At 58.4% G+C, this 24836-nt stretch carries 25 protein-coding genes; 22 read left to right on the top strand and 3 right to left on the bottom strand.

The features are described from left to right. Positions 1–3: 3 nt before the first annotated feature. Both ACYZTK_RS10755 and yaaA read right to left on the bottom strand, forming a co-directional pair. Positions 4–1320: a nucleotide sugar dehydrogenase gene (locus ACYZTK_RS10755; protein WP_266010488.1), complete on the bottom strand. Its 1317-nt coding sequence runs from the start codon at positions 1318–1320 to the stop codon at positions 4–6. A gap of 801 nt (positions 1321–2121) precedes the next feature. Further along, the gene (gene yaaA / locus ACYZTK_RS10750) at positions 2122–2901 is read right to left on the bottom strand and encodes a peroxide stress protein YaaA (protein ID WP_462014411.1); all 780 of its coding nucleotides are present in this window, start codon (positions 2899–2901) and stop codon (positions 2122–2124) included. A 254-nt stretch (positions 2902–3155) separates the two neighbouring features. Here yaaA and ACYZTK_RS10745 point away from each other — a divergent pair, with 254 nt between their 5' ends. From ACYZTK_RS10745 to ACYZTK_RS10680, 14 genes are all read left to right on the top strand, one after another. After that, a complete protein-coding gene (locus tag ACYZTK_RS10745) occupies positions 3156–4280 on the top strand; it encodes a polysaccharide deacetylase family protein (protein WP_462014410.1) in 1125 nt (374 codons plus the stop codon). Positions 4281–4617: 337 nt separating this feature from the next. Beyond that, a complete protein-coding gene (locus ACYZTK_RS10740) occupies positions 4618–6012 on the top strand; it encodes a PhoH family protein (protein ID WP_045062722.1) in 1395 nt (464 codons plus the stop codon). 239 nt (positions 6013–6251) lie between these two features. After that, the gene (gene moaC, locus ACYZTK_RS10735) at positions 6252–6725 is read left to right on the top strand and encodes a cyclic pyranopterin monophosphate synthase MoaC (protein ID WP_462014409.1); all 474 of its coding nucleotides are present in this window, start codon (positions 6252–6254) and stop codon (positions 6723–6725) included. Beyond that, the gene (moaD, locus tag ACYZTK_RS10730) at positions 6722–6964 is read left to right on the top strand and encodes a molybdopterin converting factor subunit 1 (RefSeq protein ID WP_462014408.1); all 243 of its coding nucleotides are present in this window, start codon (positions 6722–6724) and stop codon (positions 6962–6964) included. Before moaC ends, moaD begins: the two co-directional genes overlap by 4 nt. Before the next feature lie 2 nt (positions 6965–6966). Further along, entirely contained in the window at positions 6967–7416 is a 450-nt protein-coding gene (gene moaE / locus ACYZTK_RS10725; protein WP_462014407.1) for a molybdopterin synthase catalytic subunit MoaE, read from the top strand. Positions 7417–7725: 309 nt separating this feature from the next. Then, positions 7726–8502 (top strand): ABC transporter substrate-binding protein, encoded by a 777-nt coding sequence (locus tag ACYZTK_RS10720; protein ID WP_462014406.1) that lies wholly within the window; start codon positions 7726–7728, stop codon positions 8500–8502. Between the two features lie 293 nt (positions 8503–8795). Next, the gene (locus tag ACYZTK_RS10715; protein WP_462014405.1) at positions 8796–9311 is read left to right on the top strand and encodes a disulfide bond formation protein B; all 516 of its coding nucleotides are present in this window, start codon (positions 8796–8798) and stop codon (positions 9309–9311) included. Positions 9312–10135: 824 nt separating this feature from the next. Next, complete coding sequence (gene cyoA, locus ACYZTK_RS10710) at positions 10136–11083, top strand: ubiquinol oxidase subunit II (RefSeq protein WP_462014404.1); 948 nt, start codon at positions 10136–10138, stop codon at positions 11081–11083. Between the two features lie 3 nt (positions 11084–11086). Beyond that, positions 11087–13117, top strand: coding sequence for a cytochrome o ubiquinol oxidase subunit I (gene cyoB / locus ACYZTK_RS10705; RefSeq protein ID WP_462014403.1), 2031 nt, complete (start codon positions 11087–11089; stop codon positions 13115–13117). A 3-nt stretch (positions 13118–13120) separates the two neighbouring features. Then, a complete protein-coding gene (locus tag ACYZTK_RS10700; protein WP_150710120.1) occupies positions 13121–13747 on the top strand; it encodes a cytochrome o ubiquinol oxidase subunit III in 627 nt (208 codons plus the stop codon). Then, positions 13748–14083, top strand: coding sequence for a cytochrome o ubiquinol oxidase subunit IV (gene cyoD / locus ACYZTK_RS10695; protein ID WP_194691338.1), 336 nt, complete (start codon positions 13748–13750; stop codon positions 14081–14083). Positions 14084–14094: 11 nt separating this feature from the next. Continuing rightward, positions 14095–14982 carry a heme o synthase gene (cyoE, locus tag ACYZTK_RS10690; protein WP_462014402.1) on the top strand — a complete coding sequence of 296 codons (888 nt, stop codon included), beginning with the start codon at positions 14095–14097 and terminating at the stop codon, positions 14980–14982. Between the two features lie 146 nt (positions 14983–15128). Next, positions 15129–15473, top strand: a complete 345-nt coding sequence (locus ACYZTK_RS10685) for a toxin (RefSeq protein WP_462014887.1) — start codon at positions 15129–15131, stop codon at positions 15471–15473. After that, positions 15470–15784: a helix-turn-helix domain-containing protein gene (locus ACYZTK_RS10680; RefSeq protein WP_462014401.1), complete on the top strand. Its 315-nt coding sequence runs from the start codon at positions 15470–15472 to the stop codon at positions 15782–15784. The genes ACYZTK_RS10685 and ACYZTK_RS10680 overlap by 4 nt, the downstream gene beginning before the upstream one ends. 52 nt (positions 15785–15836) lie before the next feature. Here the strand turns inward: ACYZTK_RS10680 and ACYZTK_RS10675 are convergent, their stop codons facing one another. Further along, positions 15837–17255, bottom strand: a complete 1419-nt coding sequence (locus tag ACYZTK_RS10675) for an aminotransferase-like domain-containing protein (RefSeq protein ID WP_462014400.1) — start codon at positions 17253–17255, stop codon at positions 15837–15839. A gap of 149 nt (positions 17256–17404) precedes the next feature. Here ACYZTK_RS10675 and ACYZTK_RS10670 point away from each other — a divergent pair, with 149 nt between their 5' ends. From ACYZTK_RS10670 to ACYZTK_RS10635, 8 genes are all read left to right on the top strand, one after another. Further along, a complete protein-coding gene (locus tag ACYZTK_RS10670; RefSeq protein WP_462014399.1) occupies positions 17405–18505 on the top strand; it encodes a hypothetical protein in 1101 nt (366 codons plus the stop codon). A gap of 56 nt (positions 18506–18561) precedes the next feature. Further along, the gene (locus tag ACYZTK_RS10665) at positions 18562–19842 is read left to right on the top strand and encodes an ATP-grasp domain-containing protein (protein ID WP_462014398.1); all 1281 of its coding nucleotides are present in this window, start codon (positions 18562–18564) and stop codon (positions 19840–19842) included. Positions 19843–19881: 39 nt separating this feature from the next. Beyond that, the gene (locus ACYZTK_RS10660; protein WP_462014397.1) at positions 19882–20376 is read left to right on the top strand and encodes a RidA family protein; all 495 of its coding nucleotides are present in this window, start codon (positions 19882–19884) and stop codon (positions 20374–20376) included. Positions 20377–20459: 83 nt separating this feature from the next. Then, the gene (locus ACYZTK_RS10655; protein ID WP_462014396.1) at positions 20460–20927 is read left to right on the top strand and encodes a cupin domain-containing protein; all 468 of its coding nucleotides are present in this window, start codon (positions 20460–20462) and stop codon (positions 20925–20927) included. 204 nt (positions 20928–21131) lie between these two features. Beyond that, entirely contained in the window at positions 21132–21776 is a 645-nt protein-coding gene (gene yfcF, locus ACYZTK_RS10650) for a glutathione transferase (protein ID WP_462014395.1), read from the top strand. 30 nt (positions 21777–21806) lie between these two features. Beyond that, positions 21807–23147 carry a KamA family radical SAM protein gene (locus ACYZTK_RS10645; protein WP_462014394.1) on the top strand — a complete coding sequence of 447 codons (1341 nt, stop codon included), beginning with the start codon at positions 21807–21809 and terminating at the stop codon, positions 23145–23147. A 24-nt stretch (positions 23148–23171) separates the two neighbouring features. Beyond that, a complete protein-coding gene (locus ACYZTK_RS10640) occupies positions 23172–24044 on the top strand; it encodes a branched-chain amino acid aminotransferase (protein WP_462014393.1) in 873 nt (290 codons plus the stop codon). 21 nt (positions 24045–24065) lie between these two features. Next, a complete protein-coding gene (locus tag ACYZTK_RS10635) occupies positions 24066–24824 on the top strand; it encodes a TauD/TfdA family dioxygenase (protein WP_462014392.1) in 759 nt (252 codons plus the stop codon). Positions 24825–24836 lie beyond the last annotated feature (12 nt).

Raw genomic sequence — 24836 nt, 5'->3', positions numbered from 1 at the left:
GTGTTACCAGCAGATACCTTCGGTACGATCTGCGACGCTGGTGGCCTGGGACATGAAGCCCACCAGGTCGACCACCTGCTTGCCGTGCGGGGCGTTCTGCGCCAGGGCGCGGAATTTCTCGTCACGGTTGCCGAGGATGATCACGTCAGAGTTGTTGATCACGTCGTCGAAGTCGGAGTTGAGCAAGGACGAGACGTGAGGGATCTTCGACTCGATGTAATCCTTGTTTGCACCGTGGACACGGGCGTACTCGACGTTGCTGTCGTAGATGCTCAGGTCGTAACCCTTGCCGATCAGCATTTCGGCCAGGTCTACCAGCGGGCTTTCGCGCAGGTCGTCGGTGCCGGCCTTGAAGCTCAGGCCCAGCAGGGCGACTTTGCGTTTGTCGTGGCTGGAGACGATGTCGAACGCGTTCTGCACCTGCGACACGTTGCTGCGCATCAGCGAGTTCAGCAGCGGCGCTTCGACGTCCAGGGAACCGGCACGGAAAGTCAGGGCGCGCACGTCTTTTGGCAGGCAGGAGCCGCCGAACGCGAAGCCTGGACGCATGTAGTACTGGGACAGGTTGAGCGTCTTGTCCTGGCAGACCACTTCCATCACTTCACGACCATCAACGCCGACCGCCTTGGCGATGTTGCCGATCTCGTTGGCGAAGGTCACCTTGGTGGCGTGCCAGACGTTGCAGGTGTACTTGATCATTTCGGCGACGGCGATGTCCTTGCGGATGATCGGCGCGTCGAGTTCTTCGTACAGCGACTGCAGGACATCGCCCGAGGCTTTGTCGAACTCGCCGATGACGGTCATTGGCGGCAGGTCGTAGTCGGCGATCGCGGTGCTTTCACGCAGGAACTCAGGGTTCACTGCAACGCCGAAGTCAACACCGGCTTTCTTGCCGGAGCAGTCTTCGAGGATCGGGATGACAACGTTTGCGACAGTGCCCGGCAAAACCGTGCTGCGCACCACGATGGTGTGGCGGGTGGTCTTGTCACGCAGGACAAAACCGATCTCGCGGCACACGGCCTCGATGTAGTTGAGTTCCAGGTCGCCGTTTTTCTTGCTCGGCGTACCGACGCAGATCATCGACAGGTCGGTGTCGCGAATCGCTTCGGCGAAGTTGGTCGTGCCGCGCAATTTGCCGGTATCGATGCCCTTGCGCAGAAGTTCGCCCAGACCCGGCTCAACGATCGGTGATTTACCGGCGTTGATCATATCGATCTTGTCTTTGGCAACATCGACGCCAACCACGTCGTGGCCCCGTGCAGACAGGCAGCCGGCACAGACAGCGCCCACGTAACCCAAACCAAATATGCTGATGCGCATCGCAAATTACCTCTGTGTTTTATCAAGCCATTACATGGCCGGAGTTAATGGTGTTCAGCGGTCAAAGTGCACTCGGAAGTACGGCATACAGGCGCCGCAGTGCCGCGTACAGGCATATAAGTTCCGAGTGGCTAAATAAGTGCACTCAAGATGTGCGCAACCAGGCTTTATTGTTATGGCTTGCCCTGTTATGCAGCGGACCCTCGGTTCAGAGGAGCTTCGTGCAAGGATCTTGCGCGCTCGAATCCAGGCTAAAGGCCAGTAAATCAAGCGGTTGGGTGCTCAGGTGAGCACGTTTATAGGGGCGCAGCCTTGGCCGTTGGGGGATAACAGTGTGGCCTTATCTCCAATCCTTTCGATGTTGCCAAAATGAGCGATTAGTTAGCGTTAGTTAATGTGACAACTTCGCTGCATGAATCCCTTATCTGCGTAAGTTATCTCGTACAACCTCACGGATAATCGTTACCGGTGGTATGAACGACGTATTTGGACATAGTTCCGGTCCGCCGATCGCGAAACCTGAAATTTCTTGAAATATTGACAAAGATGGCACTGCTCTCATATTGATAGCACTTGCCGTCTCGCCCTTTATATAAAGGCGGATAATCGACGGAGATAGTTTTTTGCCACTACAGAGAAATATTTTCAGTGCCACTACTGAAAAAAAACACCTGCGTCGAGTGAAACAAAAGTTAAAGGAAAGGGTGCTTGATTTTTGGCGCCAAATAGTCGACGAAAGGCGGGGGGTATTGTCAGACGATCAAACGACGGCGCACGAGGGGTGTGCGCCGTCCATGTGGATCACTCGGGAGCGTGATCGCGAAGGAACACCAGGTTGTCCGGTTTGGACTGCTCGGCGCTGAAACGATAGCCCTGAACGTCGAACTGCCTGAGCGCTTGCGGGTCGTTGATGCGCTCTTCGATGACAAACCGGCTCATCATCCCGCGGGCTTTTTTCGCGTAGAAGCTGATGATCTTGTACTGGCCGTTTTTCAGGTCCCTGAACTCGGTATTGATGATGCGCGCGTTGAGGGCGCTGCGTTTTACCGCCGAGAAGTACTCGTTGGAGGCGAGGTTCAGCAGCACGTCATCGCCCTGGTCGGCCAGGGCTTCGTTCAACCATTCGCTGATGCGCGTGCCCCAGAACGCATACAAATCCTTGCCTCGGGCGTTTGCCAGCTTGGTGCCCATTTCCAGACGATAGGGTTGCATCAGGTCCAGTGGACGCAGCAGACCGTAAAGGCCAGAGAGCATGCGCAGATGGTCCTGGGCGTAGTCGAAATCGGCTTCGCTGAAAGTCTGCGCGTTCAGGCCGGTGTAGACATCGCCCTTGAAGGCCAGCAATGCCTGCTTGGCGTTTTCCGGGGTGAACGCGGGCGTCCAGCTGCCGAAACGCGCGGAGTTGAGCCCGCCGATCTTGTCGGAGACATGCATCAGCTCACTGATCTGCGCAGGCGTGAGGTCGCGCAATTGCAGGATCAGTTCCTGGGAATGGTCCAGGTATTGCGGCTGGGTGAAGCGCTGGGTGGCCGGCGGTGTTTCGTAATCGAGGGTCTTGGCGGGGGAAATCACCATCAGCATGAAGTCGTCTCCTTTAATCGTGGGGGCGATTCTAGGGGGTTGTTCGTGTTGACTCCAGCTATGGGTGTGATAGGTGATCGGTGGTGTCATGGGACAAGATCGCAGCCTCGTTTCACTTGGCAGCTCCTACGGACCGAGTTGACTCAAGATTGGGGTGACGTCCCTGTAGGAGCTTTGTCGAGCGAAGCGAGGCTGCGATCTTTTGATCTACCCGATATATAGTGCCGCGCGGGTTTTGTTATGGAGACATCCCATTGCGTATCGTTTTTCTGGCCTTTGCCTGCCTCATCAGCCTCGGCGCCACAGCGGCACCCGGCGAGGTGGCGACGCTCGACCGCAGCACCTGGCCCGAACAGCTCGATAACCCGACCCTGTTCGACGTCGCGTCACGGGCGGAAATCCTCATGTTCGCGCGCGTGTTGCTGGCCAGCGAGTCCACGGACCAATCAGGCCTGGCGCAACGCCTGGGCCTTCGCACCATCAATGCGGACGCCATCAACCACCTGCGCGAGCGCCTGTGGCAACGCCTGCTGGCCAATTACAATTTCGCCCAGCAAAGCTGCGATCAGGACGCCTCGTTCTGCTTTCTGGTGGAAGACATGGCCACCCTGCGTGAACAGGCCGCCAAGTTTCAGGTCAGCGAAGACAGCTACTACATAAAGTGGGCCGAGCCGAGCCGGCTGTTCCACGCGCAGTACCTTGACGAGCTGTTGCGCAAGGCTGCGCTGTTCCCGCAGACCAGCAGTGAAGTCGATCGTTTCGGCGACTATGAGCGCAACGGCGAGGCCATGCATGACCGGCTGTTCCTGCTGACTTTCGACAGCGCCGCCAATGCCGTCCCGGACAACACTGCCTGGGTAACGGAGTACCTGCGCAAGTCGAACATCAACGGCACATTCTTCGTGCTGGGCAAGGACATCCAGGCGCGGCTCGCCGAGCGTTCGGTGTCCAGCCTGCAGGCGACTTACTCACAGCAATGCATCGGCGTGCAGGGCTGGGAGTTCCGCTCCCACAGCCACTGGCAGGATTGGCAGGACTCGGTCCGGCGCAGCGCCGACCTGGTCAAAAGCAAACTGCCGGAGAACTACGTGCCGCTGTTTCGCCCACCCGACGGCCAGCGCCGGGCGGACGCGGCGGGCTTCTTCAAGGCGCAGGGTTTGCAGGTGGCACTGTGGGACATCGATGCCCAGGATGGGGCGGGCAAGCTCAAGGCCGATCAGGCTGGGCAGCGGGTGCTGAGCCTGATGCTGCTGTGGCGTCACGGCGTGATCAATTTCAATGTGAAGCAGGACGCAGTGAAAACCGCGCTGCCCTGGCTGATCACGCAAACGGCAGCCAGCGGGATCGGTTGGGACGACTGTCAGGACGGTTTTCGCTGAATAGGACAAAAGCCCGTAAACATTGGGTGTGCGGCGAATTTACGATGAATTTCGATGCAGGCGGACTTCCGACTTTAACGGCACATTGCCTGCACGCCAAGGGCTTTTCGTCACTCTGAAAAATAAACTTCAAAAAAGCGTCAAAGTACTTTTTCCTGTCACCTGTTTTGGAGTATTACGAAGACAGACCGCCGAAACCTGCAACACAGGTGGCGTCTCCCAAGACCCAGTTGTGCGTGCAGTTCACTTGATCCCTCGCAGGTGAATTCGGTGGCTACTTCGAGGCGCAGCACCGTCATGGTATTGCGTCGAATGGCTCCCACAAAGGTGACCGAGTATGGATGATCACGGACGTAGTTCTTCCTCCAACCAGCCAATCCTTTATGTACTCGATACCAACGTATTGATTCACGATCCAAACGCACTGCTCAACTTCGAAGAACACCACGTCGCCATCCCCATGACCGTGCTTGAGGAGCTGGACAAGCTCAAGAGCGGGCATCACAGCGTGGCTGCGGAATGTCGCCAGGCGATTCGCCTGATCGACAAGACACTGGGTGAAGCCAGCCCTGAAGACGTCGAACTGGGAGTACCGATCCAGCGGGGCAAAAGTGGGCCCAAGGGTCTGCTGTCAATTCTGATGAGCAAGCGGGCCGAACCGAACATCATCCTGCCCGAACACCTGAACGACAATATCATCATCAACCAGCTGATCGACCTGCATGCGCGCGAGCCCAAGCTGCCGGTGGTGCTGGTCACCAAAGACATCAACATGCGCCTCAAGGCCCGGGCCTGCGGGATCGCATCCGAGGACTACAGCACCGACCAACTGGTCGACGACGTTTCGCTGCTCCCCAACGGCTACCACAACATGACCGGCTCCTTCTGGGACCTGGTGAAAAATGTCGAAACCCGCCAGGACCACGGCCGCACCTGGCATCAGGTGCGGATGATCGACAACCTGCCAGCGGTACATATCAACGAGTTCATCATCGACGAGCAGGGTTTTGTCGGCTGGATCAAGGAGATCGACGAAGACAAGCTGCTGATTCTCGACCTGCATCAGGAACCCCTGTTGCACCAGGAAGCCTGGGGCCTGAAACCGCGCGACATTTACCAGAGCCTGGCGCTGTATGCCTTGCTCGATCCGGACATCCACCTGGTCAACCTGTCGGGCGCGGCCGGTTCCGGGAAGACCATCCTTGCCCTGGCAGCGGCGATCGAGCAGACCATGGTCAGCAAACGCTATCGCCGGATCATCGCGACCCGCAGCGTGCAGGGCCTGGACCAGGAGATCGGTTTCCTGCCGGGCACCGAAGCGGAAAAAATGGAGCCATGGCTGGGTGCCATCACCGACAACCTCGAAGCCTTGCACATGGATGACGAAAACACCCATGGCAGCGTCGACTACATCCTCAGCAAAGTGCCGTTGCAGTTCAAATCCCTCAACTACATCCGGGGTCGCAGCTTCCAGCAGAGCCTGATCCTGATCGACGAATGCCAGAACCTCACGCCGCACCAGATGAAAACCATCATCACCCGTGCCGGCGCAGGTTCCAAAGTGGTGTGCCTGGGCAACCTGGCGCAGATCGACACCCCTTACCTGTCCGCGACCAGCTCCGGGCTGACGTACTTGACTGAACGCTTCAAAGACTTCCCGAATGGGGTGCACATCACCCTGCAAGGGGTGCCTCGTTCGATCCTGGCTGAATACGCAGAGACGCATTTGTAACTTTTGCCGAAACCGGGCGGCCGAAAACCGCCCGGTTTTTTTGTGCCCAAATCTCACGCCGGACAAACTGTAGGAGCTGCCGAAGGCTGCGATCTTTTGATCTTGTTTTTTAAAAAGCCAAAGTCAAAAGATCGCAGCCTTCGGCAGCTCCTACAGTGTTCGGCGGTAGTCTTGTAATCTTGCGTGCGAAAAATTGACCCGCAGGTTTACAATCGGTGCTCCTGATCAGGAGTAACCCCGTGCTGACTCATCTCGATTCCCAAGGTCGCGCCAACATGGTCGACGTCACCGAAAAAGCCGTGACCTTCCGTGAAGCCACGGCCCAGGCGCTGGTGCGCATGCAGCCCGACACCCTGCAGATGATCGTCAGCGGCGGTCACCCCAAGGGTGATGTGTTCGCCGTGGCGCGGATTGCCGGTATTCAGGCTGCGAAGAAAACCAGCGATCTGATCCCGCTGTGCCATCCGTTGATGCTCACCGGCGTCAAGGTCGAGCTCAGCGCCGAAGGCGACGACACCGTGCGCATCGTTGCGCGCTGCAAATTGTCCGGGCAGACCGGCGTCGAGATGGAGGCCCTGACTGCAGCCAGCGTCGCCGCCTTGACTATCTATGACATGTGCAAGGCGGTGGACCGCGGCATGGTCATCGAAAGCGTGCGCCTGCTGGAAAAGGTCGGCGGCAAGAGCGGGTATTTCCAGGCAGAACAGCCATGAACATCACCGTGAAGTTTTTCGCCCGCTACCGTGAAGCGATGGGCGTGGATTCGCTGCAGGTTTCCGGGGATTTCGCCACTGTCGACGAAGTGCGCGAGCTGCTGGCCCGCCGTGACGGCGCTGTGGTGCTGACCGAACAGAACCTGATGTGCGCGCGCAACGAAGACCTGTGCCAGCTTGATGAGCCGGTGAGTGACGGCGATGAAGTCGCGTTCTTTCCCACCGTGACCGGGGGCTGAGCATGGCTATTCGCGTGCAGTCCACGGCGTTCGACCCGGGCGCTGAAGTCAACGCCATGCACGCTGCCAACGTTGGTGTGGGGGCGGTGGTGAGTTTTGTCGGGTATGTGCGCGACTTCAATGACGGGCTGGACGTGGCCGGGATGTTCCTTGAGCACTATCCGGGCATGACCGAAAAAGCCCTGGGCAAGATTGCCCTGGAGGCCGAACAGCGCTGGCCGCTGCTCAAGCTGGAAGTGCTGCACCGGATCGGCGCCTTGGAACCGGGCGAGCCGATCGTTTTCGTCGGCGCCGCCAGTGCCCATCGCCAGGCGGCATTCGACGCCTGTGCCTTTGTCATGGACTACCTGAAAACCCGTGCGCCGTTCTGGAAGAAGGAAAACACCAGCGACGGGCCGCGGTGGGTAGAAGGGCGGGACAGTGATCATGCGGCGGCGGATCGCTGGAAGTAGTTGGAGTCTGTTGTTTTATCGTTGGTTGTCATGCCGCCTTCGCGAGCAAGCCCGCTCCCACAGTGGATCTTGGTGGATGCAATTGCTGTGAACGGCAAAACTCCCCTGTGGGAGCGGGCTTGCTCGCGAAGAGGCCATCCGCTACCCGCAAAATCCTGCCCGATGCCCACCCGACCACCGGCCAATCCCCCAATTGACGCCCAGTACACAAAAGTCCAGTATGGAATTATAAGTACAAAAAAGGCCGCCCCCCGTTTCAGCTTTTTCTTCCGTCTTGCCAAACCAACAACAACCCGCGAGAGAACGAATATGAAGCAATTCCCCCTCATCACCGGTCTGGCCCTGAGCCTGTTGGCGTGCAGCTCTGTGTTCGCCGCCGAGAAAACTTTGCGCATCGGCATCGAAGCGGCCTACCCGCCGTTTGCCTCCAAGACCGACAAGGGCGAGATCGTCGGTTTTGACTACGACATCGGCAACGCTCTCTGCGCGCAGATGAAGGCCAAGTGCGTGTGGGTCGAAGGCGAGTTCGACGGGCTGATTCCTTCGCTGAAAGTGAAGAAGATCGACATGGCCCTGTCGTCCATGACTATCAACGAAGACCGCAAGAAGTCCGTCGACTTCACGCACAAGTACTATTTCACTTCGTCGCGCCTGGTGATGAAGGACGGCGCCGTCGTGGATGACCAGTACGCCAGCCTCAAGGGCAAGAACGTCGGCGTGCAACGGGCGACCACCACCGACCGCTACGCCACCGAGGTGTTCGAGCCCAAGGGTGTAAACGTCAAGCGCTACAGCAATAACGAAGAGATCTACATGGACCTGGCGGCCGGTCGCCTTGATGCCATCTTCGCTGACACCATTCCGTTGAATGACTTCCTCTCGATGCCACGGGGCAAGGGGTATGCGTTTGTCGGGCCGGAGCTCAAGGACCCGAAATACGTGGGCGAGGGCGCCGGGATCGCGGTGCGCAAGGGCAATGCCGAGCTCGTCAGCGAGCTGAATACTGCGATCGACGGGATTCGCGCCAATGGCGAATACCTGAAGATTTCCGAGAAGTACTTCAAGTCTGATATCTACGGCGATTGATCAACAGCATCGCCAGCAGGCTGGCTCCCACAGTTCACTGCATTCCAACGCAGGACAATGTGGGAGCCAGGCTGCTGGCGATGGACGTCACGATAACGCGAGCGGTCTGAATGCATGCGTTGTCCCGGCGTTTTTCGCGAGCAAGCTCGCTCCTACAACGGCATCCCCTGTTAATCCCTTCTTAACCGCCCTGTCGTTTATTCCCCGACATCTATTCCATGCGCCCCAGGGCTCTCCAAGCCTCGGGCCAGCGTGTAGACTTCCGGTCAATCGATATCTAGAAGGGAAACGCAATGAGCGAGGAAACGATGCGGTTGGGCCGTGAGCGGCGCTACCTGGTGTTGCTGGGCATCATCTGCCTGGCGCTGATCGGTGGTGCGCTGTACATGCAAATCGTCCTGGGCGAGGCGCCTTGCCCGCTGTGCATCCTGCAACGTTATGCATTGCTGCTGATCGCGGTGTTCGCCTTCATCGGCGCGGCGATGAGCACTCGCCGCAGCATCACTGTACTTGAAACCCTGGTGGTGATCAGTGCGCTGGCCGGCGTCGCCGTGGCCGGCCATCACGTCTACACCCAGTTCTACCCGGCGGTCAGTTGTGGCATCGATGTACTGCAGCCGATTGTCGATGGCCTGCCGCTGGCGAAGGTCTTCCCGTTGGGGTTCCAGGTCGATGGCTTCTGTTCGACACCGTATCCGCCGATTCTCGGACTGTCGCTGGCCCAATGGGCACTGGTGGCGTTCGTGTTGATCGTGGTGCTGGTACCGTTGCTGACGATGCGTAATCGCAGAGCCCTGCGCCAGGCTTAATCGCCTCCCGGCAAACCGCCCTGCAAAAAATGCCCCGATCCTCGCTGAGAGGCCGGGGCATTTTTTATGGGTCAAAGTCCGTTCCAGCCCAAAAGTAAAAAGAGCGTGATGTGTGACAGCCAAGGGTGCGACAGGTGTGCGACATGTTGTCACAGCGCGAGTGTCGCAAAGCATTTCAATATGGCCGATTGGCGCAGTTCTGCGCGACAAAATTGGCCTGCATCGCAGTTAAAAGGCGCAGAGCCAAAAACCCTTGATCAGGCAGTTTTAACAGGCCTTGGCGAATCGCCAGAGCCCTTGTCATATGGGGGCTAAAGCGAGGTCGAGGGCGGTCGCCTGGCATTCGATACTGTCTGAACTGCGCCCGGTAGACCTACATTTTTTGGTGTTTTTGTTGAGAATGTATTTCGATACCATGGCGCGCTTTTGCGAAAACCGTGAATGATTGTTGCTGGAATGGATAAAAATTATTTCGGGATGAGACATGGTTTATAAAACGTTACATATCTACAATCGCCACCACTGAATTCCCGGCACTGCTCACCCCAGAGCAGAACAGGGTGTCGAGAAGCTCCAGAGCTTCATGCGACTCCCCAGGTGTCGGTGCCTTCCAATTTTCCGCACCAAATGGAATTGGTCTGTAACAAGGCCTTTGACCACGAATTCGAATAAGAACTCACCGCTGGCCCAGGATTTGTCGAACAGCGTCTGACGCGCGACGGCCAGCCCTTATTCAATCCAAGAAAAATGCCAACCCTTGGCAGGGTGAAGTGTTGGCGATCAAAACCCAACTGCATTGCGCAAGCTGCTTTAGAGGTCGTGAGATGAGTAAAAACAGGTACCCCAGACTACTAGGCTTATTGCCGCTGATCGGCACGTTGCTGCTGTCAGGCTGCAACATGACCTTGCTCAATCCAACGGGCCAGGTTGGCCTGGAGCAGCGCAACCTGATCATCACCGCAACGTTGCTGATGCTGTTGGTCGTGGTCCCGGTCATCGTCATGACCTTCCTGTTCGCCTGGAAATATCGCGCGACCAACACTGACGCCGTGTACACGCCGAAGTGGTCGCACTCCACCAAGATCGAGATCGCGGTGTGGGCAGTTCCCGTGCTGATCATCATTGCCCTGGGTTACGTCACCTACGTGTCGACCCACGCTCTGGACCCCTACAAGCCGCTGGAGTCCGACGTCAAGCCGATCACCATTGAAGTGGTCGCGCTGGACTGGAAGTGGGTGTTCATCTACCCGGAGCAGGGCATTGCCACGGTCAACAAGATCGTGTTCCCGACGAATACCCCGGTCAACTTCAAGGTGACGTCGGACTCGGTGATGAACTCGTTCTTCATCCCGGGTCTGGGCGGCCAGATCTACGCGATGGCCGGCATGCAGACCAAGTTGCACCTGATTGCCAACCGTGACGCTGAGATGGAAGGCATCTCTGCCAACTACAGCGGCGCAGGTTTCACCGGCATGAAATTCAAAGCGATCTCAACTTCTCAGGAGAATTTCGACGCCTGGGTAAGCGAAGTCAAAAAGGCACCTAAACAGCTGGAAAAAGCTGAATACGAAGCCCTTGCCAAGCCAAGCCAGAACAACCCAGTAGAGCTCTACTCCTCGGTCACGCCGAACCTGTTCCAGATCATCGTCGACAAGTACGAAGGCATGAAACCGGGCAAGCCGATGCACCACGAGAAGAAAGAGAAGGAAGTGGCGCACAACATGGAAGGGATGGACATGAGTTCGCATTCAGCTGCCGGGGCAGAGGAGTAAACGATGTTTGGTAAATTAAGTTGGGAAGCGGTCCCGTTCCACGAACCGATCGTGATGATTACCATCGCCATGATCGCGCTCGGTGGTCTGGCACTGTTCGCGGGTATCACCTACTTCAAGAAGTGGACCTACCTGTGGACCGAGTGGTTGACCTCGGTCGACCACAAGAAAATCGGCGTGATGTACATCATCGTCGCCATGGTCATGCTGCTGCGCGGTTTTGCCGACGCCATCATGATGCGTACCCAGTTGGCCATGGCCACCGAGGGTTCGCCTGGCTACCTGCCACCTGAACACTATGACCAGATCTTCACCGCCCACGGTGTGATCATGATCATCTTCATGGCGATGCCATTCTTCACCGGCCTGATGAACCTTGCAGTGCCGCTGCAGATCGGCGCGCGTGACGTTGCCTATCCGTTCCTGAACTCCCTGAGCTTCTGGCTGCTGGTATCCGGCGTAGTGCTGATCAACCTGTCCCTGGGCGTCGGCGAATTCGCCAAGACTGGCTGGGTTGCCTATCCACCGCTGTCGGGCCTGCAATACAGTCCTGGCGTAGGGATGGACTACTACATCTGGGCGCTACAGTTATCCGGGTTAGGTACGACGCTAACGGGGGTCAACTTCCTGGCCACCGTGCTGAAGATGCGTACCCCTGGCATGAAACTGATGGACATGCCGATCTTCACCTGGACCTGCACCTGGGCCAACGTCCTGATCGTCGCTTCGTTCCCGATCCTGACCGCTACCCTGGCACTGCTGACACTTGACCGTTACATGGATTTCCACATTTTCACCAATGAACTTGGTGGCAATCCAATGATGTACGTCAACCTGTTCTGGGCTTGGGGTCACCCCGAGGTTTACATCCTGATTCTGCCGGCGTTCGGGATCTTCTCCGAAGTCATCTCGACTTTCACCGGCAAGCGTCTGTTTGGCCACCACTCGATGATCTACGCTTCCGGCGCGATCTCGATCCTGGGCTTCATGGTCTGGCTGCACCACTTCTTCACCATGGGTTCGGGTGCCAGCGTCAACGCCTTCTTCGGCCTGGCGACGATGCTGATTTCGATCCCGACGGGGGTGAAGCTATTCAACTGGCTGTTTACCATTTACCAAGGCCGTCTGCGTTTCACCAGCCAGGTTCTGTGGACCCTGGGCTTCATGGTGACCTTCGCCATCGGCGGCATGACCGGCGTACTGCTGGCCATCCCGGGTGCTGACTTCGTACTGCACAACAGCCTGTTCGTGATCGCTCACTTCCACAACGTGATCATCGGCGGCGCGGTATTCGGCTACATCGCAGGCTTCGCGTTCTACTTCCCTAAAGCGTTCGGCTTCAAGCTGCACGAAGGTTGGGGCAAGGCAGCGTTCTGGTTCTGGATCACCGGCTTCTTCGTCGCATTCATGCCGCTCTACGTACTGGGCTTCATGGGCATGACCCGTCGTCTGAACGCCACCACCAACCCTGAGTGGGTGCCGTACCTGTACGTCGCCATGTTCGGTGCGGTGATGATCGCAGTCGGCATCGCCTGCCAGTTGATCCAGCTGTATGTCAGCGTACGTGATCGCCACAAGCCAGAGAACATGTGCGACCACGGTGACCCGTGGAATGCCCATACCCTGGAATGGTCGACCTCGTCGCCACCACCGTTCTACAACTTCGCTGTGCTGCCAAAAGCGGAAAGCATCGACCCGTTCACCGAAGCCAAGGAAAACGGTACCGCGTACCAGGCTCCGGCCAAGTACGAGCCGATCCACATGCCAAACAACACCGCGACCGGTGTGGTCATGGGTGCTCTGCTGACCGTGTTCGGCTTCGCGATGATCTGGCACATCTGGTGGCTGGCGGCCTTCGGCCTGATCGGCACCGTGGTGTACTTCGTGATCCACGCTGCACGTGATGACCAGGGCTATATGGTGCCGGTCGACGTGATCGAGCGCATCGAAGCCGAGCAGCACAAGCGTCTGGTAGCGGCCGGGAAAGTCCCAGCCACCGCCACCCGTGTTGAAACCTCGTTGGAACAGGCTTAAACCATGTCGAACTTAGTGACCAATGCTGGACACACCCATGTCGATGGACATGGGCACGATGACCATCACCACGACTCGGGCGAGATGACCGTATTCGGTTTCTGGCTCTACCTGATGACCGACTGCATCCTGTTTGCGTCGATCTTCGCGGTGTACGCGGTACTGGTTAACAACGTAGCCGGTGGCCCGTCGGGCGCCGACATCTTCGAGCTGCCATACGTACTGGGCGAAACCGCTCTGCTGCTGTTCAGCTCGATCACCTACGGCTTCGCCATGCTGGCGTTGTTCAAGGGCAAGAAGAATCAGGTACTGGGCTGGCTGGGCATGACCTTCCTGTTCGGTGCCGGCTTCATTGGCATGGAAATCAACGAATTCCACGTTCTGATTTCCGAGGGCTTCGGTCCTAGCCGTTCCGGCTTCCTGTCCGGGTTCTTCACCCTGGTCGGTACCCACGGTCTGCACGTGACCAGCGGTCTGATCTGGATGGCGATCATGATGTACCAGGTGCAGAAAAACGGCCTGACGGCGACCAACAAGACCCGTCTGAGCTGCCTGAGTCTGTTCTGGCACTTCCTCGACGTGGTGTGGATCTGCGTATTCACCGTTGTTTATCTGATGGGGACTATGTAAATGGCTAACGCTCATTCCCACGATAGCCACGACGCCGGCCACGGCAGCGTCAAGTCTTACGCTATCGGTTTCATCCTGTCGGTGATCCTGACCGTCATTCCATTCGGCCTGGTGATGTACCCGTCGCTGCCGAAAGCCATGACCCTGTGGATCGTACTGATCTTCGCAGTCGTCCAGGTGCTGGTGCACCTGGTGTACTTCCTCCACCTGGACCGCTCGGCTGCCCAGCGTAATAACGTGATCGCGTTTATTTTCGCTGCACTGGTCATCGTCCTGTTGGTCGGCCTGTCGCTGTGGATCATGTTCAGCATCCACACCAACATGATGGCGCACTGAGGTAAATCCGGATGTCCTTGAAGCACTTTATCCAAATCACCAAACCGGGGATCATTTTCGGTAACGTGCTTTCAGTGGCAGGCGGATTTTTCCTGGCCTCGAAAGGGCATGTCGATCTGGCCATTTTCCTGGCCGCCATGATCGGCACGTCCCTGGTGGTGGCTTCCGGTTGCGTGTTCAACAATTGCATCGACCGCGACATCGACGTAAAAATGGAACGCACCAAGAACCGGGTGCTGGTGCAGGGCTTGATCTCCCTGAAACTGGCGCTGATCTACGCGACCGTCCTGGGTGTCGCCGGCGTTGCCTTGTTGTACAAGGTGGCCAACCCGCTGGCCGCGCTGTTTGCGGTGATCGGTTTTGTCATCTACGTCGGCTTCTACAGCCTGTACCTCAAGCGCAAGTCGGTGCACGGCACGCTGGTGGGCAGTCTGTCGGGAGCGATGCCGCCGGTGATTGGCTACGTTGCCGTGAGCAACAGCTTCGACATGGCCGCGCTGACCCTGCTGGTGATGTTCAGCCTGTGGCAGATGCCGCATTCCTACGCTATCGCGATTTTCCGCTTCAACGATTACCTGGCCGCATCGATTCCGGTGCTGCCAGTGAAGCGCGGAATCCAGGTGGCCAAGAAGCACATCCTGCTCTACATCCTGGCGTTCCTCGTGGCGACCTTGATGCTGACCTTCAGCGGCTACGCCGGCATGAGCTACCTCGCCGTCGCCGCGGCCATGGGCATGTACTGGTTGTACATGGCCTGGACCGGCTACAAGGCTGTGGATGACACGGTCTGGGCACGCAAGCTGTTCGTGTTCTCGATCTTCACCATTACCGCGTTGAGCGTGATGATGTCCCTGGACTTCCAGGTGCCGGGCGAGTTGTTGCTGACGTACGCGCCTTAAGCGTTGGATCCTGTAAAGAGAGACCCCGCCTTCGAGAGATGTGCGGGGTTTTTTATTGGGTGATTGTTGATGGGCCGCATCAACTGCTCGTCTGATGCATACGCTGGGACTTGATTGACTATAAGCAATTTGCCTATAGTTACCTCGTGCGAACAATATTTTTCGAAACCACATCCTTTACGGCAGCCCTCAGCGATTACCTGACGGACGACGAGTATCGAGCGCTGCAGAATCATATGCAGCTGCATCCACAGGCCGGCGACGTGATGCCTCGGACGGGCGGCTTTCGCAAGCTGCGTTGGGCTGATGGTCGCCGGGGTAAAGGCAGGCGGGGTGGCTTGCGGGTTATCTATTATTGGCTTATGAATGATGGCCAGTTCTGGATGTTTGCTATTTATGACAAAGATGAGCTTGAGAATTTGACTGCCGACCAAGAGAAGGCGCTTAAGAAAGCCATCGAAACAGAGTTGAAAGTACGAGGTACCCCATGAAAAAGCGTGACCTGTTTGCAGAGTTGATGCAGGGCGTTGAAGAGATGGCGGCCCAACGCGAAGGCAAGATCACACTGCGCAATACGACGGTGGAGGACATTCCGGCGCCTGATGTGGGGGCGCAAGAAATCGTCGCACTACGGGCAAAACTACACATGTCCCAAGCCGTTTTCGCCAAACGTATTCGGACCAGCCCGAGCACCCTGAGAAATTGGGAGCAGGAAAAGTCAAAACCCAATGCCCAAGCTGCCTTGTTGATCAGGCTGGTGGAGAAATTCCCTGACATGGTTGATCGACTGGCAGCCGTTTGAACGGAAAGCTGAACCACTGTAGGAGCAAGCTCGCTTCTACAGAGGGGAGCCGTTATTTTGGTTGGATATCCAGCAACCGAAAAAACCGCTCCCGCACCTGGCTGTTATCGCTGTGAGCCACATTAAAACGCAGGTACTGGCTGGCGTCCGGGGCTTTGCTGAGGAGGGTGCCGGGGGCCAGGACCAGGTCGATGTCCAGGCCTTTTCGGGCCAGGGTTTCGGCGTGGTAGCCGTCGGGTAATCGGGTCCAGATGAAAAGCCCTTCGTGAGGCTGTGATGACACCGAGCAGCCTGCCTCTTCCAGCCAGCGGGTCACTCGGCTGCTCGACTCGTAGAGCCGGTCTACGGTGCGGCGGGTGTGCTTGGCGTAGCTGCCGTCGCTGAGCATGTTGCAGACGATCTGCTCGGCCAGTTCCGAAGTCATGCCGCCGGCGGCCATCTTGAGCCCGATCATCCGTGCTGCCAGTTGCGGCGCCAGTACCGCATAACTGACGCGGCTGTTGGCAGTCAGGGTCTTGGAGAAGCCGGACACGTAGCTGACGTTGTCCAGCCCGCCCGCCGCCAGACGCGGGGTGCTTCGTTGTTGCAGGTCGCAATACAAATCGTCTTCGACGATGTGGAAACCGTAGCGGTGACTCAACTCCAGCAGGCGATAAACCTGCGCCGGGGAGAAGGAGTGCCCGGTCGGGTTGTGCAGGCTGTTGTTGGTCATGTAGAGCACAGGCCGATGGGCGATCACTGTGCGTTCGAAGGCGTCCAGGTCCATGCCGTCAACGCCCCGGTGCACAGTGACCACCTTGGCGCCATGCAAGGCCAGATTGGTGTGCATGGTGAAATAGCACGGGTCGTCGAGCAGCACCGTGTCGCCGGGTTTGATCAGCAGGCGCATCAGCATGTCGATGGCTTGCACGGTGTTGGCGGTGGTGACGATCTGTTCCACCGGCACTTCAATGCCGATGGTTGCGAGCTTGACCCGCAACGCTTCGCGCAACGGCGGATAGCCGGCGGCTACGCCATATTCACCCATGCGCAGGGAGGCAGCGCGCAGGGTCCCGCGCACGGCTTTGAGCAATTCATCCGCCGGCAGCCACGACGAAGGCAGAAAACCCGCACCGGGGCGCAGTGCGCCGTTGTCCTGCAGCACCGCGCGGCGGACCACGCTGAGTGTGTCCTGGGGGAGCAGGTCCGGGCCGGCATCAAGTTTGGGCATGGCGCTGGAGCGGTGCACAAAATGCCCCGAGCCCTGGCGCGATACCACCAGCCCCTTGGCACGCAAGCGATCCAGGGCATCGACCACCGTCGACTTGCCCACATTCATCAGGTCCGAGAGTTCGCGAATCGGCGGTAGCCGGGAGCCGTGGGGCAGGCCGCCCTGGTTGATTGCCACCGACAGCTGATCGACGATCTGCTGCACCAACGGGACCCCTGGCTGGAATTCGATGGCGGCAATGACCGCGCGTTGAACCTGCATTTTACTGGTCACTCCAGCAATAAACTTCGTTTGATTCTATACGAACTTGCTCTGATCAAGGCAAGCCCCTCTCTCTACCATCACCTTACAGTCTTTCCTGATTGTCGACGTTTTTTGCTCGCACAATCATTTGGTTCAAGAGGTGTTGCATGAGTATCGAGACAACGGTCGCCATCGCCAAACCGGTGATCAATATCCGTCTGTTCACGATCCGGATCATTACTGCGGTGTCGCTGTTTGCCGTGTTGGGCAAAGCCAACGTCTGGCTAGACACCGCCACCAACAGCATTCTCGCCCTCGGTTATCGCGCGTTGTTGCTGCTCCTGCCATTGACCTTGCTGGTGCTCGGCCGGCGTTCCCTCAGCGTCACTTTGCTCTGCGCGGCGTTGGGGCTGGTGCTGCTGGCGGTGACCAGCAACCAGGGCGTGGTGATGTTCGCCGCCGCGCTGTTTGCCTACGGCATTGCGATTGCCGGTTACCTGATCAAAAGCGAGGCGGCGCAGACCAAGGAAGGCGCGGCGTACAACCGGGTGGCGATGAACATGGGCAGCCTGCTGGCCGGGTTGATCCTGCTGTCGCCGCTGCTGACCCCGACCATGTTCTTCCTCGGTGCCGCCAGCTTTGTCCTGCTGTGCCTGCCGATCGCCATGGGCGCGACCTTCACTACCCAGGCAGCCGTGGCCAGCCCCGCGAGCCATGACGGCAGCGGCTGGCGCAACAAGCTGCCGTGGGTAATCGCCGGCATCATTATGGGGATCAAGCTGTTCGGCGTGTTCTCGATCCTTCCGCAGGCCATCCTCCTTGAAACCGGCGAGCTGCCAGCCTGGTATGGGCTGATGCTGATCCTCAACAGTGCGGTGGTGGTCTTCGCCCAGGTGCCGATGATGAAACTCATCGAGCGGACCGGGCGCTTCAAGGTGCTCGCGGTGATCGGGATAATCGTCGGCGGCTTCCTGGTGCTCTCGTCACCGGCGGCATTCCATGTCGAAACCCTGGTCGGTGCGTTGATCTGGGTGGCGCTGCTGTCCCTGGCTGAATGCGCCTTCAGCTACCTCGATTACTTCTCGGTCAAGCAGAACAACATGTTCGTCAAGGAAGTGTCCCTTGGCGTCGGGGCCGGTCTGACCGTGCTGATCATGCGGGTCGTGCCTGCGCCCTATAACGCCTTGCTCCTGGCAGCGATTGGCGCGGGCGGGATTCTGGCGTGGTACTGGCTCAACCGAAAATCCAATGCGTCACTGCACGACTGAGTCTTAAGGAACAAGCCATCGCGGTTGCGTTTTTTGCTTCACAGGTCGGAGGTTTCATGAAGACGACGTCATGCGTAGTAGTGGTCGGGTACAACGGCAACCGGGTTCACGATATCCAGAAGCTGCGCGACCTCTGCAAGACGCTCTACAACGCAAGATTGATCCTGGTAGTCGAGCGCATTGCGCCGGATGACGACCAAGTGGCGGACCACGTCTGCAGCACTTCGCTGTCGCCAGAGGACGTCACCGACTCGCTGGAACTGGTCGCAGGATGCCTGGCGGTCGACCGCTGGAAACTGATCGGCGTCCTGCCGTTTTCCGACCGCGGGGTGTTGCTCGGGGCGGCCCTGGCCACTCACTACGGCCTGCCGGGCATAACCCCGGCCGAGGCACGGGCAGGCCTGGACAAGCAGATTTTTCGCCAGCTGGAAGCGAGCTCCACGACTGCGCCTGAAGACTACCGACCGGTGTTTTCAACACCAGTCGAAAGCTTGGCAGAGCTGCGCCAGCGCGTTGTCGAACTCGGCGGCAGGGCGTTCATCAAGCCGGCGTGCGAAGGCGCCAGTCGCGGCTGCCGGGTGATTCATCATCCGTCCGAATGCGACGAAGCGTGGCTGGCGCTCAAGCCTTATCGTAGTGGCGGCATCGTCCTCGAAGAGTTGATTCGAGAGGCTCGGGAGTACAGCTGGGACTACGTGGCCGGCAACACCTGGGTCACTGAAAAGACCACCACCGAAGGCGCCTACCGCGCCGAGATCCAGCAAGTGGTGCCCGCCCCCTTGGCAGCCGATGCCGAGGCTCGCCTGACAGCGGCCGGCCGTCACATGTCGGGGCTGGTCTCACTTGATAACGGCGCCTACCACAACGAAATCTTCCTGCGCGGCGACGCACTGACCTCGGCCGTGGAAACCAACATGCGCCCCGGCGGCATGCACATCTGGGACCTGGCGCGGATCGCCTTTGTCGACTTCGACCCCTGGGAACGCTGGGTCCGTTGGGCCGTAGAAGGCAAGGTCGAACAACAGGACCCGGTCGCGCGCGGCTATTGCGGCATCCGCCTGCTCAGGGCGCCGGCGGGCGGCCTGCTGCGTGACCTGCCGAACATCGAGTTGCTGGCCGACAGGCTGGGTATCGAATTGGTGGAGGCGGTGTACGAAAAACGCATCGGCGATTCAGTGACGGCACAGGTGAAGGACAACACCGCGTTTATTGGCCACATCGTCCTGTTTAACCAGCACTACGAACAACTGAGCGCTGACTTGTTGCGCCTGGCCGAGGCTATCGAAGACCGCATGGACGTCGCCTGCGTGGCTCCACCCGCCAGAGCGATGGGCTGAACCCTGTTGTCTGGCTGATTTGATTGAGAGGTTTTACCCATGTTTGAACACACCACCTGTGATGAGCGTTTCATCACCCTCGCCAAGGAACTGGGCTACGACATCTACGGCGAAAACACTGCCGGCGGCCACTACGCGCCGCTGGTGCGGCACCATGACGAGTTGTACATCAGCGGCATGGTGCCGCGGATGAACGGCGCGATTCAGTACCCAGGCCGAGTTGGCCTGGAACTGAGCCTCAGTGATGCCCAGGCCGCCGCCAGCATCAGCGCGATGCGCGGGCTGGCGTTGATCGTGGATGCCATCGGTTCGCTGGACAAGATCAAGTCGCTGGTGCGGGTGACTGTGTACGTGAAATCCACGGCGGATTTTGTCGACCTGAGCGAGGTAGCCAACGGTGCATCGGATGTATTTAGCCACGTACTGGGGGATGCCGGTAAACATACAAGAACCACCGTGGGTGTTTATCAATTGCCAAAGAACGCGGCAGTAGAAGTGGACATGATCGCGGCATTGCGTCCTTCCGCATTATAAGACTTGATTGTCGACTTTACAGTGGCGACGGGTTCACCTAAGGTTCGGTGAATCACGTCGGCCTAATAGGTTGGAATGCATAAATGAATAACGTCCAAGGTGCGTTTTTTTCATATGATGAGTTTCGCCAGAGTTTACACCAGTCACCCGTTGGTGCGCGGGTGTGGACCCGTGATGAACTTGCCGCTATGCGCAAAAGTCTTGAGGGCAGTGAAGTTGATATAGTCGCGCTGGCGCACGACAACAGCATCGAAGGCTGCAAGCTGACACCCGGGGTGGCGGTGTCCATGCAGTGGCTTAAACCGGGCTCAACGTTAAACGGGCATGCTCATGCCTGGTGGCACCTGTTTATCATCCAGAGCGGTTGCGGCGTGCTGACCCTGGGCGATGCCGAGGAGGTCCGGGCCAGTACAGGCGACGTATTGCTGGTGCCAGCCTGGACTCGTCATGGCTTCGTCAACACCAGCACCAGCGAGGCTCTGGCCATGCTCAACATAAGCAATATGCCGCAACTGGCGCTGCTTTCGAGCATAGCCAACCCCATAAGCTGAGCCTCGAAAAACTTCTGATTTCCTCTCTGCTGCCCATCCGGGAGTCCGCATTCGCCGACTCCCTTTTTTTGTTTCAGTCTTCCAGGCTGCGCATTTCTGTATCCGTATAAACAGCTGATTTCTGTATCTGTTCGCCGCCTGCTCAATTATCTAGGATCGATTCCAGTGCAACCGATTAATTAAATAAATGCACAGGAGCGTTATATGGAAAGTGCGGGAATCAAACTTTATTTGGGTGCGGATTTTGTCAGTGCTTTTGCCATGTCGGCATTTGTTGCGCTAAAAGAAAAACAACTTCTGTTTGATCTGGTAACGCTTGATTTAAAAAGCCGCGAGAACTACCAGGCGAGTTATCGAGACTTGTCGATGACTTGCAAGATACCCACCCTGGTCCACGAAAATTTCGCCCTGTCGGAGTCCTCGGCGATTGCCGAATACCTCGACGATATCATTGCGCAAGCACCAAGACTGTTTCCCACAGACGCCCGGCTGCGTGCCAGGGCCCGCCAGCTGCAGGCCTGGTTGCGCAGTGATCTGCTGATCATCCGCAAAGAGCGTCCGGCAGACCTGATCTACTTCGGCCAAAAAGACACAGCCTTATCCGATGACGCACTGGCGGCTGTGGACCGTTTGTTCTTCGTGGCCGATCGCCTGCTCAAGGGCGGCGCTGACCACCTGTTCGGCGACTGGAGCATCGCTGACACGGACCTGGCAATCATGCTCAACCGCTTGCTCGCCAATGGCGACCACGTGCCGGCGCGACTTGCCGCCTATGTCCGTCGGCAGTGGGACCGCGACAGCGTGCGGGCCTGGATGGACATCGAGCGTACGCCGCCGGCCGCCCAGTAAGAAAGCCAGGAACCCATAGGGAGCGCTGCCATGCAGGGAATGTCGGAGCTGCACAGATACAAGCCTTACAACTCACGGACCATTCGCGAGACGCCGTACTGGCAAAGGCTCACCCCAGCCTTGCAGGAGGCCATGAACGTGGTGGCGCGGGTGATGCCATTTCGCACCAACGAGTATGTGCTGGGCACATTGATCGATTGGGACAACATTCCAGACGATCCGATTTTTCGCATGACTTTTCCCCACAAGGACATGCTGCTACCGGACGAATACGAGTCGCTCAGGCAACTGATCGAGCAGGATGACGCAATTGCCATCAAGCGCCGCATCGAAGCGATCTGGCTGCGCATGAATCCACACCCGGCGGGCCAGTTGACGCACAACGGCGCCAGCCTCGGCGGCAAAGCCTTGGCGGGTATTCAGCACAAGTACCGTGAAACCGTGCTGTTTTTCCCCGGCGCGGGCCAGACCTGTCACGCCTACTGCACTTTCTGTTTTCGCTGGGCGCAATTCATCGGCGAGGAAGAGCTCAAATTCAACGCCCGTGAATCCCAGGACCTGGTGAACTACCTGCGGGTGCACACCGAGGTTACGGATGTGCTGATCACCGGCGGCGACCCGATGATCATGAATACTCGCTCGCTGGCCAGTTACATCGAGCCGCTGCTGGAGGTGCCGCACCTCAGGAGCATCCGCATCGGCACCAAGTCGGTGGCTTACTGGCCGCAGCGGTTTGTCAGCGACAAGGACGCGCCGGAGCTGCTGCAGTTGTTCCGACGGATCGTTGCGGCGGGCAAACACCTGTCGGTGATGGGCCATTACAACCACCCGGTGGAGCTACGCCAGGACATCGCCCGCCAGGCTGTCGAGAATATTCGCGCCACTGGGGCAACCCTGCGCATGCAGGCGCCAGTGATCCGCCATATCAACGAAAACCCTGCCGACTGGGCCGAGCTCTGGACCGAAGGTGTACGGCTTGGCGCGGTGCCCTATTACATGTTCGTCGAGCGCGACACCGGCCCTCGCCACTACTTCGCGATGCCGCTGGCGCGGGCCTTCGAGATTTTCCAGGCGGCCTATCGCACGGTTTCCGGACTGGCGCGAACGGTACGCGGGCCCTCGATGAGCACCTTCTACGGCAAGGTCCTGATCAACGGCATTGAAACCGTGGCCGGAGAAAAAGTCTTCGTGCTGCAGTTCCTCCAGGCTCGGGATCCACAGTGGGTGCTGCGCACTTTTCATGCGCGCTTCGATCCGCAAGCCACCTGGTTCGACGAGTTGCGGCCGGCGTTCGGCGAGCGCGCATTTTTCTTCCAATCGGAACCCGTTGCGGCGCCGGAATTGATACCGGTCCTGCTGGAAACGGCGTAGGACGATTCATCAGGAGATAGGGATATGAGTGGCATACCGTTTGATCAGCGAGAAGGATTTATCTGGCTCGACGGCGAGTTCGTCGAGTGGTCCCAGGCGCGCTTGCATGTGCTGACCCATGGTCTGCATTACGCAAGCACCGTGTATGAAGGGGAGCGTGTCTACAACGGCAGGATTTTCAAACTGCGTGAACACAGCGAGCGGCTGTATCGCTCGGCGCAGTTGATGGACTTCGTGATCCCTTATGAGCTGGCCGAACTGGAAGCGGCCAGCCACGAACTGCTGCAACGCAACAACGTGGTCGACGGCTATTTGCGGCCAGTGGCGTGGCGCGGCAGCGAAATGATCTCGACCTCGGCGCGCTTTAACCGGGTGCACGTGGCGATCGCCTGCTGGCAGTGGCCGAGTTACTTCGACCCGGCGGGGCACATGGGTGGCATCCGTTTGAAAACAGCCGAGTGGCGTCGTCCGCCACCCAGTAGCAGCCCCTTCGAAGCCAAGGCGTCCGGGCATTACCAGATCGCCACGTTGAGCAAGCACGACGCCGAAAACAACGGTTACCACGATGCGCTAATGCTCGACTGGCGTGGCCATGTCGCCGAAGCCACCAGCGCCAACGTGTTCTTCGTCAAGGACCGGACGCTGCACACGCCGCTGCCCGATTGCTTCCTCAATGGCATCACCCGCCAGACTGTTATCGAGCTGGCCGCGGTGCTGGATTACCAAGTGATCCAGCGCACGATTCTTCCTACAGAGCTCGGCGATTTCGAGGAGTGTTTTCTGACGGGTACTGCCGCCGAAATCACTCCCGTGCAGAGCATCGACGAGCAGCGCTATCGACCGGGCAGCGCCTGTCGCGAATTCATTGCCGCCTACACCTCAACCGTTAACGCCTGATCAACCGCCAGGAACACCACCATGTCAGATCAAGGGATTGTTGCGTCTAAACCTTATGTTTCACTGGGCCATCGCCATGAAGAGTTGGCGTCCCGCGGCTGGACGGTGCTCACTCCGGCCGAATTTGCCTACGATGTCGTCGGCACCCTGCAGGAATTCGGCCCGATCATTCCGCAATTCAACGGGCAGACCGCGTTCGCCATTACCCGCAAGCCGGGGTATGAAGCGCTGCCGTATTCCCAGAGCATGAACGGCATCGGCCCGCACACCGAAGCGCCGGTCTATGGACCGCCGCCGCGGTATTTGGCGTTGCATTGTCATCATCAGGCCAAGTGTGGTGGCGGGCATACGGGGTTGGTCGACGGAATCGAATTCCTGGCGTTTCTGGAGCGCACCGAACCCAAGTTGCGCGAATGGATCGACGAAACACCGATCGAGTTCGTCGCCACCGCCAAACCCGGTGAGGCAGCTCAAACCCGGGTCAAGGAGTACATCCTGACGCCTACAGAGGACGGCGATATTTTCCGCTTCAGCTACAACCAGTTTCACTACGGCGATGTGAATCCTTCCGAGCAGGCCCTGCAGCAATCACTGGTGGCCAACAATACTTCGCCGCTGGCCCGCTTCGCGACACTGGGGGAAGCGTATTTCGTCGAGCACAGCACACCGGTGTTGATTCCCGATGGCTGCCTGCTGATCTGGGACAACTGGCGCATGATCCACGCCCGCAGTCGATACACTGACCCGGCGCGTAACCTGACCCGCTACTGGCTGGCCTGATTTTTTTCATCG

This window comes from Pseudomonas sp. LB3P31, assembly GCF_054897945.1.
The sequence above is the reverse complement of the archived record's forward strand: the minus strand, read 5'-3'. Positions and strand labels throughout refer to the sequence as shown.